This window comes from Staphylococcus sp. FSL W8-1270 (genome assembly GCF_038007165.1).
In the GTDB taxonomy this organism is placed as follows: Bacteria; Bacillota; Bacilli; order Staphylococcales; family Staphylococcaceae; genus Staphylococcus; species Staphylococcus hominis.
The window spans coordinates 2,151,470-2,171,022 of sequence record NZ_JBBOWQ010000001.1 but is presented as its reverse complement, the minus strand read 5'-3'; the positions used below and the strand labels follow the sequence as shown (position 1 = coordinate 2,171,022).

The following is a 19,553-nucleotide window of genomic DNA, read 5'->3' as shown; positions in this document are numbered from 1 at the left end:
AATTATATAATTTACCCCTTTATTGCAATAAAGTAAATATATGCGTGTTCAAAATGATATTCAATCACATGTTATGTGTTAGTGTTCGTTACAAGACCTAGTGATATGTTGAAACTTTATTTAGCAATGTTTGAATGAGATGAAATAGATTAAAGATATCTACTTTTTTATTGTCTTTTTTAAATACCACACAAAATGAACGTTTTAATTCTGTATGTGATAAAGAGATATCCTCTAATTGTTCAGATGAATGATCCAACGATATATAATCAGGTAAGAGTAGATGGCCACGACGTTGTTTTAATAGATACTGACCAAGAGACTTTGTACCTAGTGTATATATAGGTACTTTAATTACAGATTCTAATCGTTTTTTAATAGAATCAGGAAAATCGTGAAGTGTATATAAAGGATTTTTTTCAAATTGTTTAAGTTGTGTTAAGGGCGGATTAAATGATAAGGCAATAGCATCGTCTTTAGGTACGTATAAATGATATGTTTCTTCATATAAAGACGTAATTGAAAGAGTTGAGTTTGCTTGTAGTTCAGGTGTATTCTCAACAATAGCTATATCAATTTTTCCTGAATTTAAATAGTCTACTATCTGAGTATGATTCATTAAACTAGGTATAATGTGACTATCATATTCTCTTTCAAACGTTTGAATAATAGGTGTAATCATATGAGAAGCATAACTTTCTTCAAAACCTAAATTGATATGATGAGCGTTTTTAAGTTGTTCTTGTTGAAAAAGTGCAACTGTTTCATCAAGTTGTTCTAGTATGTGAGTTGCTTGTGTTAGTAACGCTTTACCGTGCGAAGTAAGATATATATTGCGACCTTGTCTATCAAATAATGGGACTTGTAATTCTTTTTCAAGTAAATTGATTTGGCGACTAATTGCAGATTGAGCAATATTAAGTTCCAATGCAGCCTCAGAAATATGTTCACGGCGAGCCACTTCAACAAAGTATCGTAATTGTTTAATTTCCATATTTTACCTCCTTAATCTAAGTATATCGTAAATATTCTAATTATTAGAATGATATCATCTATTTAATATATTGTTCAGATAAATATTTTACATTATATTAATTGTTATTAACAGTAAATTTTCTGAAAATTCTCAAAAGGAGTGGGCATCGTGTTTAAAGATAGACTAAAAAGAGGATTATATGATTACCGTGAGGAACATGATGCATGTGGAATCGGTTTTTATGCCAATATGGATAATTTAAGATCTCACGATATTATTGAAAAGTCATTAGAAATGTTGCGTAGATTAGACCATCGAGGCGGTATTGGAGCTGATGGTATTACTGGTGATGGCGCAGGAATTATGACAGAAATTCCCTTCGAATTTTTTAAAAAACATACTCATTTCGACTTACCTAATGAAGGTGAATATGCGGTAGGTCTTTTTTTCTCTAATCAAAAAGTTTCAGGTACACAGCATGAAACTGTATTTAACCAATACTTTAACGATGAAGGATTGAAAGTAATTGGTTATAGAGATGTACCTGTAGATACACAAGCATTAGCAGAACATGTTGCTTCTACAATGCCTTATGTACAACAAGTGTTTGTAGATTTAAACCAACATGAAACGCCTGTTAAACAGCTTTATTTAGCACGTAAACAAATTGAACAATATGCAGAACGCGAACATTTAGATTTATATTTTACAAGTTTATCTCATAAAACGATTGTCTATAAAGGTTGGTTACGTTCAGATCAAATCAAGACGTTATATCTAGACTTAAACAATGAGGATTATCAATCAAAATTAGGACTTGTTCATTCTAGATTTAGTACGAATACATTCCCTAGTTGGAAACGTGCACATCCTAACCGACTTCTTATGCATAACGGAGAAATTAATACGATTAAAGGTAATGTTAACTGGATGCGTGCTCGTCAACGTCAACTTATTAATACTTTATTTGGTAATGAAAGTGAAAAAATTCAAAATATTGTTGATGAAGACGGAAGCGACTCAGCTATTGTAGATAACGCGTTGGAGTTTTTAAGTTTAGCAATGGAGCCTGAAGAAGCGGCGATGTTACTTATACCAGAGCCATGGTTATATAATAAATCCAATGATGAACATGTACGTGCATTTTATGAATTTTATAGCTATTTAATGGAACCTTGGGATGGCCCAACAATGATTTCATTCTGTAATGGCGATAAAATTGGCGCATTAACGGATCGAAATGGATTACGACCAGGACGCTATACAATCACTAAAGATAATTTTATTGTTTTCTCATCTGAAGTGGGTGTGATTGATGTTCCAGAAGAAAACGTTGCTTTTAAAGGACAATTGAATCCTGGGAAATTATTGCTCGTTGATTTTAACTCTAATAAAGTCATCGAAAATAACGAACTTAAAACTCATATTGCACATAAATATCCTTATAAAGATTGGATTGATCAATACAAGATTGATTTAGAATTAGACGAAGTTCAATATCAACGTCAATTATTAGATGAAGCAACACTGTTTAAAGTACAAAAGCAGTTTGGCTACACTAAGGAAGATATTCATAAATATATGACAGATCTTTTGATAGGAAAAAAAGATCCTATTGGTGCCATGGGGTATGATGCGCCGCTCGCAGTACTAAATGAACGACCAGAATCATTATTTAACTATTTTAAACAACTGTTTGCTCAAGTAACGAATCCACCTATCGATGCTTATCGTGAAAAGATTGTAACAAGTGAGTTATCTTATCTAGGTAGTGAAGGAAATTTACTTCATCCAGAACCGAATGTCTTAAATCGTATACAGCTTACTAAACCGGTTCTTACATTAAATCAATTAGATAAAATTGAACAAAGTAAGTTTAACGTGAAACATTTATCGACCCTGTATCAAGATATTTCACTCGAAGAAGCTTTAAATCATATAGGAGAAGAAGCGGTTCAAGCTACAAAAGAAGGTTACACAATTTTAGTGTTAGATGATAGCGCACTTATCAATACAACTCAGTCGTTGCATTATGCTATGCCGATGTTATTAGCTGTAAGTCATATTCATCAATTACTTATTAAAGAAGATTTACGTATGAGTACAAGTATTGTTGCTTTATCAGGTGAAACACGTGAAGTGCATCATGTTGCTTGTTTACTTGGATATGGTGCTAATGCAGTCATTCCCTACTTAGCACAACAAACGATTGCTCATTTAACTGATAGTCATCATCTTGAAGGTTCGATTTCTGAAAATGTTGAAACATATACAAATGTTTTATCAGAAGGCGTTATTAAAGTTATGGCTAAAATGGGTATTTCTACCGTTCAAAGTTATCAAGGCGCACAAATATTTGAAGCAGTAGGCTTATCTCAAAATGTGATTGACACTTACTTTACAGGAACACAATCTAAATTATCAGGATTAAGTATTGAACAAATTGATGAAGAAAATAGAAAACGTCAAAGTAATGAAGAAGAATATCTAGCTTCTGGTAGTAACTTCCAGTGGCGTCAACAAGGACAACATCATGTATTTAATCCAACCACGATTCATTTATTACAACATGCCTGTCGTGAAAATGATTACGAGCAATTTAAAACATTTACTAATGCTGTGCATGAAAATAGACACGACCATTTACGTGATTTACTAGAATTTAAATCTCAATCATCAATTCCTATTGAGCAAGTAGAATCTGTAGAATCGATTGTAAAACGTTTTAACACAGGTGCTATGAGCTATGGTTCTATTTCTGAGGAAGCACATCAAACTTTAGCAAAAGCGATGAATAAATTAGGAGGAAAAAGCAATAGCGGTGAAGGAGGAGAAAATCCTAAACGATATGTCATTCAAGAAGATGGCAGTTATTTATCAAGTGCGATTAAACAAGTTGCATCAGGACGATTTGGTGTAACTAGTGAGTATTTACAACACGCTAAAGAATTACAAATTAAAGTAGCTCAGGGTGCAAAACCTGGTGAAGGTGGACAACTTCCTGGCACTAAAGTATATCCATGGATTGCTGAAACACGTGGATCTACACCAGGTATTGGGCTTATTTCTCCACCACCACACCATGATATTTATTCAATTGAAGATTTAGCGCAATTGATTCACGATTTGAAAAATGCAAATAAAGATGCTGATATTGCTGTTAAACTTGTATCTAAAACAGGTATAGGAACGATCGCTTCAGGGGTAGCTAAAGCATTTGCAGATAAAATTGTAGTCAGTGGTTATGACGGTGGTACGGGTGCATCTCCTAAAACAAGTATTCAACATGCCGGATTACCATGGGAGCTTGGTTTAGCAGAAACACATCAAACATTAAAGTTAAATGATTTACGTAGCCGTGTACGTTTAGAAACAGACGGTAAGTTATTAACAGGTAGAGATGTAGCATTAGCGTGTGCATTAGGAGCAGAAGAATTTGGTTTTGCAACTGCACCTCTTGTTGTTCTCGGATGTATTATGATGAGAGTGTGTCATAATGATACTTGTCCAGTAGGAATAGCAACGCAAAATAAAGATTTACGTGCGCTTTATAGAGGTAAAGCGGATCATGTTGTCAATTTTATGCATTTCGTCGCTGAAGAATTAAGAGAAGTTCTCGCGGAACTTGGCTTGAAAACAGTCGAAGAACTAGTAGGACGTACTGACTTATTACAACGTTCTCGTCATATTAATCCTAAATCTAAAGCTGCATCACTTGATATTGAGAAATTACTTCATGCAGTTGATGGACCGAACACAAAAGAAATAGCTCAAAATCATCATTTAGATATTGGGTTCGATTTAAATTATTTATATAAAGAGGCAAAACAAAGTATTGAAAATGGTGAAACATTTAAAGGACAATATACAATTAATAATACTCAACGAAATGTTGGTGTAATTACGGGTAGTTATATTACGAAGCAATATGGTAGTAAAGGTTTACCTGAAGAAACGATTATTGCAGAAACGATGGGCCATGCTGGGCAAAGTTTAGGTGCATTTGCTCCTAAAGGACTATTAATACATCATACTGGAGATGCTAATGACTATGTAGGAAAAGGGTTATCTGGTGGAACAGTTGTTGTGAAAGCACCAAAGCATGCTCGTGAAAATGAAATTATTGCAGGTAATGTATGCTTCTATGGAGCCTCTAGTGGTAAAGCCTATATTAATGGTAGTGCTGGAGAACGTTTCTGTATTCGTAATAGTGGTGTTGATGTAGTTGTTGAAGGAATTGGAGATCATGGTTTGGAATATATGACAGGTGGACATGTTGTTATACTTGGTGATGTTGGCAAAAACTTTGGCCAAGGTATGAGTGGTGGAGTATGTTATATCTTCCCAAGTGATATCGAAGCATTTAAAAAAGCGAACCAACTTCCAACATTAGCATTTAAACGCGTGCAACATGATGAAGAAAAGCAGTTACTTAAATCAATGTTAGAAGAACATTATCGTTATACAGAAAGTACAAAAGCTAAAGATATCTTAAATCAATTTGAGAATGTCACTGAACATGTCATAAAAGTAATTCCAAAAGATTATGAATTAATGATGCAAAAAATCGAGTTACAACATCGTCATTTATCAGAAGATAACGAAGCAAAATTAGCTGCATTTTATGATCATCGCACATCGATTGAAAAAGACTTGCAACCAGCTGTGATTTATTAAAGAAAGGAAGGAAAAGTTATGGGTGAGTTTAAAGGGTTTATGAAATATGAGAAACAATCATTAGCAGAATTGTCACTCATTGAACGTTTAGAAGGACACGAAGCGTTCCAACAACGATTTTCTAGAGAAGAAGCCTCTATTCAAGGGGCAAGATGTATGGATTGTGGAACGCCATTTTGTCAAACTGGACTTCCTTTCGGACGAGAAACAATTGGTTGTCCAATAGGAAATTATATACCAGAATGGAATGATTTAGTGTATCATCAAGACTTTAAAGAAGCATACGAACGTCTAAGTGAGACGAATAATTTTCCTGAATTTACAGGACGTATTTGTCCTGCACCATGCGAGCAATCATGTGTTATGAAAATTAATCGTGATTCTGTAGCAATTAAAGGTATCGAACGCACGATTATTGATGAAGCTTATGACAATGGATGGGTAAAACCAAAATATCCAAAAGAACACAAAAATCAGAGCGTGGCAATTGTTGGAAGCGGTCCTGCGGGATTAGCAGCTGCGGAAGAATTAAATCATTTAGGCTATCAAGTTACGGTCTTTGAAAGAGCAGCTGAGCCAGGTGGTTTATTAATGTATGGTATTCCAAATATGAAGTTAGACAAAACTGTGGTTCGACGTAGAATTGAAATCATGCGTGAAGCAGGTATTACTTTCAAGACAAATACTAATATCGGTGTAGATATAACACGTGATGAATTAGAAGAACAATTTGATGCGATTATATTATGTACTGGTGCTCAAAAAGCACGTGACTTGCCTTTAGAAGGTAGAATGGGACAAGGTATTCACTTTGCTATGGATTACCTTACTGAGCAAATGCAAGTTCTAAATGGTGAGATTGAAGAAGCTTCAATTACGGCTAAAGATAAAAATGTAATTGTTATAGGAGCAGGGGATACTGGAGCAGACTGCGTAGCAACTGCTTTACGCGAAAATTGTAAATCTATTGTACAGTTTAACAAGTATACAAAAGCACCAGAAGAAATTACATTTGAAAGTAACACGTCTTGGCCTTTAGCATTACCTGTATTTAAAATGGATTATGCTCATAAAGAATATGAAGCACGATTTGGAAGAGAGCCTCGTGCATATGGCGTTCAAACTATGCGATATGATGTAGATGCGATTGGTAATATTCGCGGTGTTTATACCCAAATTTTGGAAGAAACACCTGAGGGTATGGTAGTGGTTGATGGTACAGAAAGACACTGGCCAGCAGATTTAGTATTATTATCAATCGGATTTGAAGGAACTGAAACAACAGTACCACGATCATTTGATATTAAAACTAAACAAAATAAAATCGTAGCAAATGAGCAGGATTATCGTACAAATCAAGAAAAAGTATTTGCTGCAGGAGATGCACGTCGTGGACAAAGTTTAGTCGTGTGGGCAATTAAAGAAGGACGAGCTGTAGCTAAATCAGTAGATCAATATCTCAAACAAAAAGTTTTAGCATAATAATATAAAAATATTGACTTCCAATGAATAATATTATATGATGGTTATTGTGTTCATTGGAGGAATACCCAAGTCCGGCTGAAGGGATCGGTCTTGAAAACCGACAGGGCCTTAACGGGCCGCGGGGGTTCGAATCCCTCTTCCTCCGCCATTATCATTAAAATCCAAGACTAATCAATATAAAGAAGATGAGTTCGGGACATAAAGTATCTGGATAAGTGAAAAAAGACAATTTCTATTGAAATAATATAGAAATTGTCTTTTTTATAATTTTTTTGATTATTTTCAGCTCGTTGAGCTGTTACTTTTCTTATATTAAGTGCCATTAGCACAAATCCTAGTTCTCTTTTGGCTTTATTTATCCCTCGAACGGACATTCGAGTGAAACCCAAAATAGCCTTCATAAATCCAAAAACAGGCTCCACATCAATTTTTCTTTGACTGTAGATGGTTTTTATTTTTGGTTCTGAAAGCTTTTTATTAATTTGGGCTTTAAAATATTCCCAATTATAATTTTTCATTATTTTTTTATTCGTTTTTGAATTGTATTTCATGCATTGGTGTCTCAGAGGACATTCTGAACAATCATCACATTCATATAATTTGAAGTCTCTCTTAAACCCATATTTATCATGCCGATAGGCATATCTTTTAAAACCCAATCGCTTATTGTTTGGACAAATATATTCATCGTTAATTTCGTCATAATCCCAATTTTGAGTGTTAAAGATGTCGCTTTTATATTTTTTAGTTTTATCTTTTATAAACATACCGTAGGTTATAAGTGGTATTCGATTAAAATCATCTATAATTGCCATATAATTGGGCTCGCTACCATAACCTGCATCAGCTACAATATATTCAGGTAAATGACCGTAGGTCTCTTGAATTGAATTTAAAAATGGTATCATCGTTCTTGTATCAGTCGGATTTTGATACACATTATAAGATAAAACGAATTGAGAATTTGTCGCTATTTGTAAATTATAACCTGGCTTGAGTTGTCCATTTTTCATATGATCTTCTTTCATTCTCATAAATGTGGCATCATGATCTGTTTTAGAATAACTATTTCTATCCTTTAAAATAGATTTTTGGACGTCGTATTTATACTTTCGCCCAGAGTAATCATTAATTTGCTTTTTATATTGTTTAATTTTAGTTCTTTTGAGCCGTATTTGTTTTCTTATTTTAGTACATTTTTCATTATCGATATGTTGATTTAAATCTTCGATTTCTTTATCCAAATGACTACCAATCAAATCTATTTCTTCCTTTGTTAAGTCATTATCGTGATCTTTTTTAATCTCAGGTATAATTTTATTTGTTACCAATTCGTGATAGAGTGCTTTAGAATCTTCATTCATCTTTGTCTCATGGTTTTGAATACTTTTTTTCCATACAAATGTATATCGATTGGCATTCGCCTCAACTTTCGTACCATCAATAAAAATGGTTTGATCATCTATAAGATGTTGTTTCAAACACTGACTATGAAATTGAATAAATAATGATTCTAATAAAGCATCTACTTTTGGATTGACTCTAAATCGATTAATCGTTTTATAAGAAGGCTTTTGATTTTGTGATAACCACATCATCCGGATGCTATCATTAAGTAATTTTTCTATCTTACGTCCTGAAAACACAGATTGTGTGTAGGCATATAGAATGACTTTTAACATCATTTTGGGATGGTATGAGGTTGCACCACGATGATGTCTGAATTCATCGAATTCAGTTTTAGGAATTGTTTCTACAATATCATTGACATGTCGTGAAATATCATTTGTGGGGATAAGAACTGAAGTTTCCAATGGTAGAGTAAGTTGAGTCATGTTATAATCTTTATACATAAGGCACCTCGTTAATTTAGTTTAGTGACATTTATTAAATTATACGAAAGTGCCTTATTTTTTTAAAGTATTTCAATGTAAAATTACATATAAATACAAAGTATTTTGGCGAGACTCTTGAGGGAACAGGACAAGTTGAAGACTACAGGCTGAAGCTGTCCCCTAAGAAAACGAGCCAACAATACGTAGTATTGTAAATAAAGAAGCCAGTAAATGAATTTATAATAAACTCATTTACTGGCTAATTTGTTAGAAATTATGTCCCAGCCTCATTTTTATGTACTAAATTTTTAAAAAATCAAATCATTTAATGAAAGCCTTTACATAACTTGTCTAGACAAGTTATACTTTGTTTAAGTTAGAAACAAAGGAGTGGACATCGTGGGCGTAAAAAGAAAAGATGTACAAGATATTGTTCAAGCAATAGGTGGAAAAGAAAACGTAGATACTGCTACTCATTGTGTAACGCGATTACGATTAGTTTTGAAAGATGATAATAAAGTAGATAAGGAAGCTTTATCTAATAATACGCTTGTTAAAGGCCAATTTAAAGCTGACAATCAATATCAAATTGTTATTGGTCCTGGTACAGTAGATGAAGTGTATAAACAGTTTGTAAATGAAACCGGTGTAGAAACTGCATCTAAAGATGAAGCAAAAACTGCCGCTGCAAAAAAAGGCAATCCATTACAACGATTAGTAAAATTATTAGGAGATATTTTTATTCCAATTTTGCCAGCACTAGTAACAGCTGGTTTACTTATGGGGATTAATAATCTTTTAACTATGGAAAATTTATTTGGTCCTAAGGCCTTAGTGGAACAACATCATCAATTAGGTGATATTTCTAATATTATTAACGTCATAGCTAGTACAGCATTTATCTTTTTACCAGCTTTAATTGGTTGGAGTAGTATGAAAGTCTTTGGAGGTAGTCCAATTTTAGGATTAGTGTTGGGATTGATATTAATGCATCCTCAACTCGTTTCACAATATGATATAGCTAAGGGTCATATTCCTACATGGAATTTATTTGGTTTAGAAATTAAACAATTAAACTACCAAGGGCAAGTCCTTCCGGTACTTATTGCGGCTTATGTACTTTCTTTAATTGAAAAAGCACTTAATAAAGTCGTGCATGATTCAATTAAGATGCTTGTAGTAGGGCCTGTAGCATTATTAATTACAGGATTCCTATCATTTATTATTATTGGGCCTATAGCATTAGGTATCGGAACAGCGATTACAGGTGCTATACAATTTATTTTTGAACATGCGGGTTGGTTAGGTGGCGCAATTTATGGTTTCTTCTATGCACCACTTGTTATTACTGGGTTACACCATATGTTCTTAGCAGTGGATTTTCAATTGATGGGCAGTTCTTTAAAGGGAACTTATTTATGGCCAATTGTAGCCATTTCTAATATTTGTCAAGGATCAGCTGCATTTGGTGCATGGTTAATTTATAAACGTCGAAAAATGGCAAAAGAAGAAGGATTAGCATTAACATCTGGCGTTTCTGCTTTCTTAGGTGTCACTGAACCAGCTATGTTTGGAGTGAATTTACCTTTAAAAGTACCGTTTTTTGCTGCTATTTGTACATCGGGTGTTTTAGGAGCAGTCATTGGAGCAAATCGAGTACTTGGTAATGTAGGGGTAGGAGGCGTTCCAGCTTTTATTTCAATCCAAAGTAAATATTGGTATATTTATATACTTGTTATCCTATTAGCAATGATTTTGCCAGCAGTATTAACGGTGATTTTTTCTAAATTCACTAAAATTAAAGCTAAAGAAATGGTAGAAAATCCCAATGATATAAAATGAGGGTTATGAACTTTCATTATAAGATGTGAATAATTAATTATTTTGAAAAATATATTTTTAGATAAAGGTGGTATTAATATGATTCAAAACGATTGGCGAAAATCAGTAGTGTATCAAATTTACCCTAAATCTTTTAATGATACGACTGGAGACGGCAAAGGAGATTTGAATGGTATTATTGAAAAATTAGATTACATAAAGTATTTAGGCGTGGACTATATTTGGCTTACACCTATTTATGAATCTCCAATGAATGATAATGGTTACGATATCAGCGATTATTTTAAAATTAATGAAGAGTTTGGAACATTAGATGATTTTAAAAAATTGATTTATGAAGCACATCGTCGAGACTTAAAAGTTATGCTAGACATTGTAATTAATCATACTTCTACGGAACATCATTGGTTTAAGGAAGCAATTCATTCAAAAGATAATCCTTATCGAGATTTTTATTTTTTCAAATCATCAGCAGATGGACCACCAACAAATTGGCAATCTAAATTTGGTGGAAATGCTTGGGAATATGATGAGAAATCTGATGAATACTATCTACACTTATTTGATGTGACACAAGCTGATTTGAATTGGGATAATGAAAAAGTAAGACAAGCACTTTATGAAATGGTAAATTATTGGATTCAATTTGGCGTTGATGGTTTCCGTTTTGATGTAATAAACCTTATTTCTAAAGATGAATTTAAAAATTCAGAAGCCATCGGAAAAGAATTTTACACTGATGGCCCCCGCGTTCACCAATATTTACATGAACTCAACCGTCATACTTTTGGAAATAGAAATATGATGACAGTAGGTGAGATGTCTTCAACAACGATTGACAATTGTATTAAATATACACGTCCTGAGCGTCAAGAATTGAATAGTGTATTTAATTTTCATCATTTAAAAGTGGATTATAAAGATGGTGAAAAGTGGACAAATGAAAAATATGATTTTCTTAAATTGAAGAAAATTTTAATGGAATGGCAAGTAGGTATCCATAATGGTGGTGGATGGAATGCTATTTTTTGGTGTAATCATGACCAACCAAGAGTAGTATCACGATTTGGCGATGACACAAATGAATTGAATCGTCAAGCAAGCGCAAAAATGTTAGCTATTGTGTTGCATATTTTACAAGGGACACCCTATATTTATCAAGGTGAAGAAATTGGCATGACTGACCCTCATTATACATCAATACAAAAATATAGAGATGTAGAATCTCTTAATGCGTATACACATCTAAAAGAAGAAGGGATACCAGAAGAAGAAATTTTGACCATTTTATCCCAAAAATCGCGTGATAATTCGCGTACTCCTATACAATGGAATCAAAATGAAAATGCAGGATTTACATCTGGTACGCCATGGATAGATTTACCTAAGAATATAGATACGATTAATGTTGAAGATGCTATAAGTAATAAAGATTCAGTTTTACATGTATATCGTCAACTTATTAAGTTACGTCATCATCATGATATTATTACTTATGGAGATATTGAACCATTGTATATGGATCATCCACAATTGTTTATTTATCGTCGCAACTATAAAAATGATTCTTGGTTAATTATTGCTAACTTTTCAAATGAAGCTGTTAGGATTCCAGATGATCTTGATATAGTAGGAGATATTATTATTCAGAGTGGTACAATTTTTGATAATAAGATTTCATCATATGGTGCGATAGTAATTAGTAAGTCATATTAAGTGATAGGGTGAAAAAATAAAAATGGTTCAACAAAAATTTGCAGTAATTTATGAAAAGTTAAAAAAAGATATTTCTGAGGGAATATACTTATACGGTGAACAACTACCGTCAGAACGTGAACTTGTAGAAACATATCACTCATCTCGAGAAACGGTAAGAAAAGCACTTGAATTACTTGCAAATGATGGGATGATTCAAAAAATTAAAGGAAAAGGATCGATTGTTATTCAACAAGATATCACTGAATTTCCTTTTTCAGATTTAATTAGCTTTAAAGAAGTTAAAGAAAAGTTAAACTTAAATCATGAAACATATGTCCTTGTAAATGAAATAATAAAGGCGTCTGATGTTCCTTTAGTGAAAGAACAATTGGGTCTAAGAAATAACGACTTATTATGTCATGTAGTAAGAAGTAGAAGTGTAAATGGAAAAGTTAAAATATTAGATGAAGATTATTTTCTAACATCATTAGTTCCTAAAATATCTAATGAAATAGCTAGAAAGTCTATTTATGATTATTTAGAAAAAGAACTTCATTTAGATATTAGCTATTCTAATAAATCAATTACATTTGAACCATTTAAGGATTTTGAATATCAAGTGTTTGGTAAAGTGCACCATCCATATACAGCGACAGTAAGAAGTACCGTTTTTCTTAAAGATACGACGCGATTTCAATATAATGTTTCAAAGCATCTAGCGACAGAGTTTAAGTTTAATGAATTTTCTCGTCGACAAAATAAATAGTAATATTTTTGAATTGGTTTTTAACTTGAATGATTTATAAATAAATATACTATTTTACTTGCAACGTTAATACGTTTTATAGTATTATAAAACTTACCGTGCTAGGTGGGGAGGTAGCGGTTCCCTGTACTCGAAATCCGCTTTATGCGAGACTTAAATCCTTCGTTGAGGGTGTACTTTTGTGAAGTCTGCCCGAAGCACGAGGTGTTTGAAGATTTCGGTCCTATGCAATATGAACCCATGAATCATGTCAGGTCCTGACGGAAGCAGCATTAAGTGGACACTCATATGTGCCGTAGGGTAGCCGAGATTTAGCTATCGACTTCGGTAACGTTTATGATGTACACTCGATTCGAAGGTGCACGGTTATTTAATTTAAAATTAATCATTTCTATAAATAGATATACTTTACGAGTGACTTTAATTTAAAGTCACTCCTTTTTTATATAAACTATAGAAGAACTTAGAATACAGATAAAGATTCTTAAATCATTTAAATAAGTTGTCATCGAACAACTATAAACATCATACTTATATACAGATATTCAAAATAGGCATGTTGAGAAAAACAAACACCCTAAATTATTTTTATAATGAGGGTTATGGATGTATACATTGATACATTTACTCAATTTATTTAATAGAAATATGATTAGGAACATGTTAATTATAGGGGGAAGTTATGCAAGTTTATTTAAGTACTTTAACTGAAATGGATTATATCGAGACTTTAGAAAAACTTGAAAAACATTATACTAATAACAAAGGTTTAGATGGTAAATCACATAGTAAAATAATTTCTAATTTAAGAAAACAACCTACATATAATTATAAATTAGAAGTTATTGCGAAAAAAGAAGATGGGGACATTATAGGGCACATCATGCTAAATGAAGTGAATCTCATTGATAATGAAGATACATTTAAAGTATTACAATTATCTTCTTTGATTGTAGCAACATCTTATCGAAACCAAGGTATAGGAAAAGCTTTAGTGCAAGCTGTAGAAGAGCGTGCGAAAGCTCATCATTATACTGCTATTATTGTAGATGATTGTCCTGAGTATTTTACAGCGTTAGGTTATGCATCAGCGGCACAACATCATATTATATCGAAAAATGATGATAAGTCTCTTTATGTGAAATTCTTGTGGGATCAATTAAGTGAATATCCACATGGGAAACTACAACCAATATCATAGAAGTATAAAAAATTAATATATCAAAGATATTGCATGATATAATTGATAAGTAATTGTATTGGAGGTGCGACTGTGAATTATCAAGCTTTATATCGAATGTTTAGACCTCAAAGTTTTAATGATGTTGTAGGTCAAGAACATGTCACTAAAACATTGAGAAATGCTATTTCAAAAGGAAAGCAATCTCATGCATATATTTTTAGTGGCCCAAGAGGAACTGGTAAAACAAGTATAGCTAAAGTGTTTGCTAAAGCTATTAACTGTTTAAATCCCCATGATGGTGAACCTTGTAATGAGTGTGCAGTATGTAAAGGCATTACACAAGGAACAAATGGTGACGTTATTGAAATTGATGCTGCTAGTAATAACGGTGTTGATGAAATTAGAAATATTAGAGATAAAGTTAAATACGCACCTAGTGAATCAAAATATAAGGTTTATATTATAGATGAAGTTCATATGCTTACAACAGGTGCTTTTAATGCTTTATTAAAAACATTAGAAGAACCTCCAGCACACGCTATTTTTATTTTAGCAACAACAGAACCGCATAAAATACCACCTACGATTATTTCACGTGCACAACGTTTTGATTTTAAAGCGATTAGTACCGAACAAATTGTCGAACGATTACGTTTTGTTGCACAAGAACAATCACTAGATTATGAGGAAGCGGCATTAGAATTTATTGCTAAAGCATCAGAAGGTGGTATGCGTGATGCATTAAGCATTATGGACCAAGCAATTGCTTTTGGAGATGAGCATCTTACCTTACAAGATGTATTAGACGTAACGGGTAGTGTAGATGAAGCATCGCTTAATGAATTATTTAACGATATCGTTAATGGAAATGTAAAAGAAGCATTTTCTCGTTATCATCACTTTGTATCTGAAGGTAAAGAAGTAAATAGACTTATTAATGATATGATTTATTTCGTAAGAGATACGATTATGAATAAAACAATCAATGAACAAACAAGTTACGATGCCTTAACTCAATTTGATTTAGAAACGTTATATCATATGATAGATATTATAAATGATACGCTCGTTTCTATTAGATTTAGTGTGAATCAGAATGTACACTTTGAAGTGTTATTAGTTAAATTAGCTGAAATGGTGAAAACAAATCCTACGAAAGTAGAAAATGTAGCAACAACGCCTGTTGCTACAGAACCTAATAATGAAGTGTTATTACAAAGAATGGAACAACTTGAAAATGAGTTAAAAACTTTAAAAGCACAAGGTATTTCACAGAGTAATAAAAAGCACACACAAACAAACACACATTCTAGAAATAAACGTCAAAGTAAAGCGGCATTTTCTATGACGCAGATAGCTAAAGTGTTAGATGAAGCAAATAAAGAAGATATTCAACTACTTAAAGAACATTGGCAAGAAGTAATTGATTATGCTAAAAGTAATGATAAAAAATCTTTAGTCAGCTTATTGCAAAACTCAATTCCAGTAGCAGCAAGTAGAAAACGTGTATTAATTCAATTTGATGAAGAAATACATTGTGAAATTGTTAATAAAGATGAAGAAAAAAGGAAAAACATTGAAAACGTCGTTTGTAATATCATTGATAAAAACGTTGAAGTAGTAGGTGTCCCTTCAGATCAATGGATGAGAGTGAGAAGCGAGTATATTAATCATAGAAAACAAAATGATCATCATTCTTCTGAAAGTACAAAAGATAATACTAAAGAGGAAACGTCTGATATTGCTCAAAAAGCGAGAGATTTATTTGGTGAAGATACTGTGAATATTATAGATGAATAATAAAATATATCAGTTTGTTTATAAGGTAAGTTGAATGAGTCATACATGACAATAAATATAAACGTATGTATAATGAAATATAAATTATAATAAAATTAATGTGAAAATTTAAGGAGGAAATGAATGATGCGCGGTGGCGGAAATATGCAACAAATGATGAAGCAAATGCAAAAAATGCAAAAGAAAATGGCACAAGAACAAGAAAAACTTAAAGACGAACGTATTGTAGGAACAGCTGGTGGCGGTATGGTTGCCGTAACTGTAACTGGTCATAAAGAAGTTGTAGATGTAGAAATTAAAGAAGAAGCAGTAGATACAGATGATATCGAAATGTTACAAGATTTAGTTTTAGCTGCAACAAATGAAGCAATGAATAAAGCAGATAATTTAACGCAAGAACGATTAGGTAAACATACTCAAGGCTTAAATATTCCAGGAATGTAGGTTAAGTATGCATTATCCTGAACCGATTTCAAAACTTATAGATAGTTTTATGAAACTGCCAGGCATTGGTCCCAAGACGGCTCAACGTCTGGCTTTTTATACATTAGACATGAAAGAAGACGATGTCGTAAAATTTGCTAAAGCCTTAGTAGATGTTAAGCGAGAACTTACCTATTGTAGTATTTGCGGTCATATTACTGAAAAAGATCCGTGTTACATTTGTGAAGATAAACAAAGGGATCGTTCAATTATTTGTGTGGTTGAAGATGATAAAGATGTTATTGCAATGGAAAAAATGAGAGAGTATAAAGGCCTTTATCATGTATTACATGGATCTATCTCTCCAATGGATGGTATAGGACCTGAAGATATCAATATACCCACACTTATTGATAGATTAAAAGATGAAGAAGTTAAAGAACTTATATTAGCTATGAATCCAAACTTAGAAGGTGAATCGACCGCCATGTATATTTCAAGACTTGTAAAACCTATTGGAATAAAAGTAACACGTCTTGCACAAGGATTATCAGTTGGTGGCGATTTAGAGTATGCTGATGAAGTAACGCTTTCTAAAGCAATTGCTGGTAGAACCGAAATGTAAATTTTTATGTGCTATTTATAGTAGATGAGTATTGAATAGCGAGGATATTCCGCCTTCAACAATACTAAATCACACTGTAAATAGCTTTTTTTAAAATTATTTTAAAAAATGTAAATTTTTAAAAGTTTGTTTTATGAGATAAAAGTAATGTAAAAAAAGTTATAAACTGAAAGAAAACAACTTTAATATTAACTATTAACAAATTATTTTATATAATGTTCGTGTTTTGTGGGTTAGTCTCTATCTTTCGCTCTTTGTAGTGTAATTTTTACCATTGTACATTTGGGAGAAACCCTGTATAGTATTTATTTGTTGAGCGAAACAAATCAACGAACATTAAAAACACAAAAAAATTAATTTAAAAAAGTTGTTGACTTTCATATCGATAGCGAGTATAATTAATTCTTGTGTTGAAGAAATGAACATTGAAAACTGAATGACAATATGTCAACGTTAATTCCAATAAAGTAACTTAAATGTTACAAACACTATTTAGTATTATGAGCTAATCAAACATCATAATTTTTATGGAGAGTTTGATCCTGGCTCAGGATGAACGCTGGCGGCGTGCCTAATACATGCAAGTCGAGCGAACAGACGAGGAGCTTGCTCCTTTGACGTTAGCGGCGGACGGGTGAGTAACACGTAGGTAACCTACCTATAAGACTGGGATAACTTCGGGAAACCGGAGCTAATACCGGATAATATTTCGAACCGCATGGTTCGATAGTGAAAGATGGCTTTGCTATCACTTATAGATGGACCTGCGCCGTATTAGCTAGTTGGTAAGGTAACGGCTTACCAAGGCAACGATACGTAGCCGACCTGAGAGGGTGATCGGCCACACTGGAACTGAGACACGGTCCAGACTCCTACGGGAGGCAGCAGTAGGGAATCTTCCGCAATGGGCGAAAGCCTGACGGAGCAACGCCGCGTGAGTGATGAAGGTCTTCGGATCGTAAAACTCTGTTATTAGGGAAGAACAAACGTGTAAGTAACTGTGCACGTCTTGACGGTACCTAATCAGAAAGCCACGGCTAACTACGTGCCAGCAGCCGCGGTAATACGTAGGTGGCAAGCGTTATCCGGAATTATTGGGCGTAAAGCGCGCGTAGGCGGTTTTTTAAGTCTGATGTGAAAGCCCACGGCTCAACCGTGGAGGGTCATTGGAAACTGGAAAACTTGAGTGCAGAAGAGGAAAGTGGAATTCCATGTGTAGCGGTGAAATGCGCAGAGATATGGAGGAACACCAGTGGCGAAGGCGACTTTCTGGTCTGTAACTGACGCTGATGTGCGAAAGCGTGGGGATCAAACAGGATTAGATACCCTGGTAGTCCACGCCGTAAACGATGAGTGCTAAGTGTTAGGGGGTTTCCGCCCCTTAGTGCTGCAGCTAACGCATTAAGCACTCCGCCTGGGGAGTACGACCGCAAGGTTGAAACTCAAAGGAATTGACGGGGACCCGCACAAGCGGTGGAGCATGTGGTTTAATTCGAAGCAACGCGAAGAACCTTACCAAATCTTGACATCCTTTGACCCTTCTAGAGATAGAAGTTTCCCCTTCGGGGGACAAAGTGACAGGTGGTGCATGGTTGTCGTCAGCTCGTGTCGTGAGATGTTGGGTTAAGTCCCGCAACGAGCGCAACCCTTAAGCTTAGTTGCCATCATTAAGTTGGGCACTCTAAGTTGACTGCCGGTGACAAACCGGAGGAAGGTGGGGATGACGTCAAATCATCATGCCCCTTATGATTTGGGCTACACACGTGCTACAATGGACAATACAAAGGGCAGCGAAACCGCGAGGTCAAGCAAATCCCATAAAGTTGTTCTCAGTTCGGATTGTAGTCTGCAACTCGACTACATGAAGCTGGAATCGCTAGTAATCGTAGATCAGCATGCTACGGTGAATACGTTCCCGGGTCTTGTACACACCGCCCGTCACACCACGAGAGTTTGTAACACCCGAAGCCGGTGGAGTAACCATTTGGAGCTAGCCGTCGAAGGTGGGACAAATGATTGGGGTGAAGTCGTAACAAGGTAGCCGTATCGGAAGGTGCGGCTGGATCACCTCCTTTCTAAGGATATATTCGGAACATCTCGTAGAGATGATACGGAATAACGTGACATATTGTATTCAGTTTTGAATGTTTATGTTAAAACATTCATGTTTAATTAAATATTGCATTTACTATTATATTTTGTTATAATACTTAGATGTGATTATTAATTAATGACATTGTACA

The 19,553-nt window shown here is 33.9% G+C and carries 11 protein-coding genes, 1 tRNA gene, 1 rRNA gene and 1 other RNA gene; 12 read left to right on the top strand and 2 right to left on the bottom strand.

What is annotated here, in order from left to right:
* Positions 1-97: 97 nt before the first annotated feature.
* Positions 98-994: a glutamate biosynthesis transcriptional regulator GltC gene (gene gltC / locus NSU06_RS10830; RefSeq protein WP_017175200.1), complete on the bottom strand. Its 897-nt coding sequence runs from the start codon at positions 992-994 to the stop codon at positions 98-100.
* Positions 995-1,144: 150 nt separating this feature from the next.
* On the opposite strand from gltC, the gene gltB reads away from it, so the two are divergent.
* From gltB to NSU06_RS10815, 3 genes are all read left to right on the top strand, one after another.
* Entirely contained in the window at positions 1,145-5,653 is a 4,509-nt protein-coding gene (gene gltB / locus NSU06_RS10825; protein WP_070492118.1) for a glutamate synthase large subunit, read from the top strand.
* 18 nt (positions 5,654-5,671) lie between these two features.
* The gene (locus tag NSU06_RS10820) at positions 5,672-7,135 is read left to right on the top strand and encodes a glutamate synthase subunit beta (RefSeq protein WP_017175202.1); all 1,464 of its coding nucleotides are present in this window, start codon (positions 5,672-5,674) and stop codon (positions 7,133-7,135) included.
* Positions 7,136-7,193: 58 nt separating this feature from the next.
* Positions 7,194-7,286 (top strand) — tRNA-Ser (locus tag NSU06_RS10815).
* A 19-nt stretch (positions 7,287-7,305) separates the two neighbouring features.
* On the opposite strand, the gene NSU06_RS10810 is transcribed toward NSU06_RS10815, so the two are convergent.
* The gene (locus tag NSU06_RS10810; RefSeq protein WP_340779996.1) at positions 7,306-8,991 is read right to left on the bottom strand and encodes an IS1182 family transposase; all 1,686 of its coding nucleotides are present in this window, start codon (positions 8,989-8,991) and stop codon (positions 7,306-7,308) included.
* 381 nt (positions 8,992-9,372) lie between these two features.
* On the opposite strand from NSU06_RS10810, the gene treP reads away from it, so the two are divergent.
* The 9 genes from treP to NSU06_RS10765 all read left to right on the top strand — a co-directional run bounded on the left by treP (position 9,373) and on the right by NSU06_RS10765 (position 19,385).
* Entirely contained in the window at positions 9,373-10,815 is a 1,443-nt protein-coding gene (treP, locus tag NSU06_RS10805) for a PTS system trehalose-specific EIIBC component (protein WP_017175203.1), read from the top strand.
* 78 nt (positions 10,816-10,893) lie between these two features.
* Positions 10,894-12,531, top strand: coding sequence for an alpha,alpha-phosphotrehalase (gene treC, locus NSU06_RS10800; protein WP_049415048.1), 1,638 nt, complete (start codon positions 10,894-10,896; stop codon positions 12,529-12,531).
* A 22-nt stretch (positions 12,532-12,553) separates the two neighbouring features.
* The gene (gene treR / locus NSU06_RS10795; protein WP_017175205.1) at positions 12,554-13,279 is read left to right on the top strand and encodes a trehalose operon repressor; all 726 of its coding nucleotides are present in this window, start codon (positions 12,554-12,556) and stop codon (positions 13,277-13,279) included.
* Between the two features lie 96 nt (positions 13,280-13,375).
* Positions 13,376-13,645: signal recognition particle sRNA large type (ffs, locus tag NSU06_RS10790), an RNA gene on the top strand.
* 316 nt (positions 13,646-13,961) lie between these two features.
* On the top strand, positions 13,962-14,480 hold the full coding sequence (locus NSU06_RS10785; RefSeq protein WP_049415045.1) for a GNAT family N-acetyltransferase: 519 nt from the start codon (positions 13,962-13,964) through the stop codon (positions 14,478-14,480).
* Positions 14,481-14,552: 72 nt separating this feature from the next.
* On the top strand, positions 14,553-16,262 hold the full coding sequence (dnaX, locus tag NSU06_RS10780) for a DNA polymerase III subunit gamma/tau (protein ID WP_017175207.1): 1,710 nt from the start codon (positions 14,553-14,555) through the stop codon (positions 16,260-16,262).
* A gap of 126 nt (positions 16,263-16,388) precedes the next feature.
* Entirely contained in the window at positions 16,389-16,706 is a 318-nt protein-coding gene (locus NSU06_RS10775; protein WP_340780060.1) for a YbaB/EbfC family nucleoid-associated protein, read from the top strand.
* Between the two features lie 7 nt (positions 16,707-16,713).
* Positions 16,714-17,310 (top strand): recombination mediator RecR, encoded by a 597-nt coding sequence (gene recR, locus NSU06_RS10770; RefSeq protein ID WP_002447967.1) that lies wholly within the window; start codon positions 16,714-16,716, stop codon positions 17,308-17,310.
* Positions 17,311-17,834: 524 nt separating this feature from the next.
* Positions 17,835-19,385, top strand: a 16S ribosomal RNA gene (locus NSU06_RS10765).
* Positions 19,386-19,553: the final 168 nt, after the last annotated feature.

Excerpts from the sequence above, each read along its gene's own strand:
- recR (WP_002447967.1), top strand. The coding sequence starts at position 16,714 with ATGCATTATCCTGAACCGATTTCAAAACTTATAGATAGTTTTATGAAA.
- treC (WP_049415048.1), top strand. The coding sequence starts at position 10,894 with ATGATTCAAAACGATTGGCGAAAATCAGTAGTGTATCAAATTTACCCT.
- gltC (WP_017175200.1), bottom strand. The coding sequence starts at position 994 with ATGGAAATTAAACAATTACGATACTTTGTTGAAGTGGCTCGCCGTGAA.
- NSU06_RS10785 (WP_049415045.1), top strand. The coding sequence starts at position 13,962 with ATGCAAGTTTATTTAAGTACTTTAACTGAAATGGATTATATCGAGACT.
- NSU06_RS10820 (WP_017175202.1), top strand. The coding sequence starts at position 5,672 with ATGGGTGAGTTTAAAGGGTTTATGAAATATGAGAAACAATCATTAGCA.
- treR (WP_017175205.1), top strand. The coding sequence starts at position 12,554 with ATGGTTCAACAAAAATTTGCAGTAATTTATGAAAAGTTAAAAAAAGAT.
- NSU06_RS10775 (WP_340780060.1), top strand. The coding sequence starts at position 16,389 with ATGCGCGGTGGCGGAAATATGCAACAAATGATGAAGCAAATGCAAAAA.
- NSU06_RS10810 (WP_340779996.1), bottom strand. The coding sequence starts at position 8,991 with ATGTATAAAGATTATAACATGACTCAACTTACTCTACCATTGGAAACT.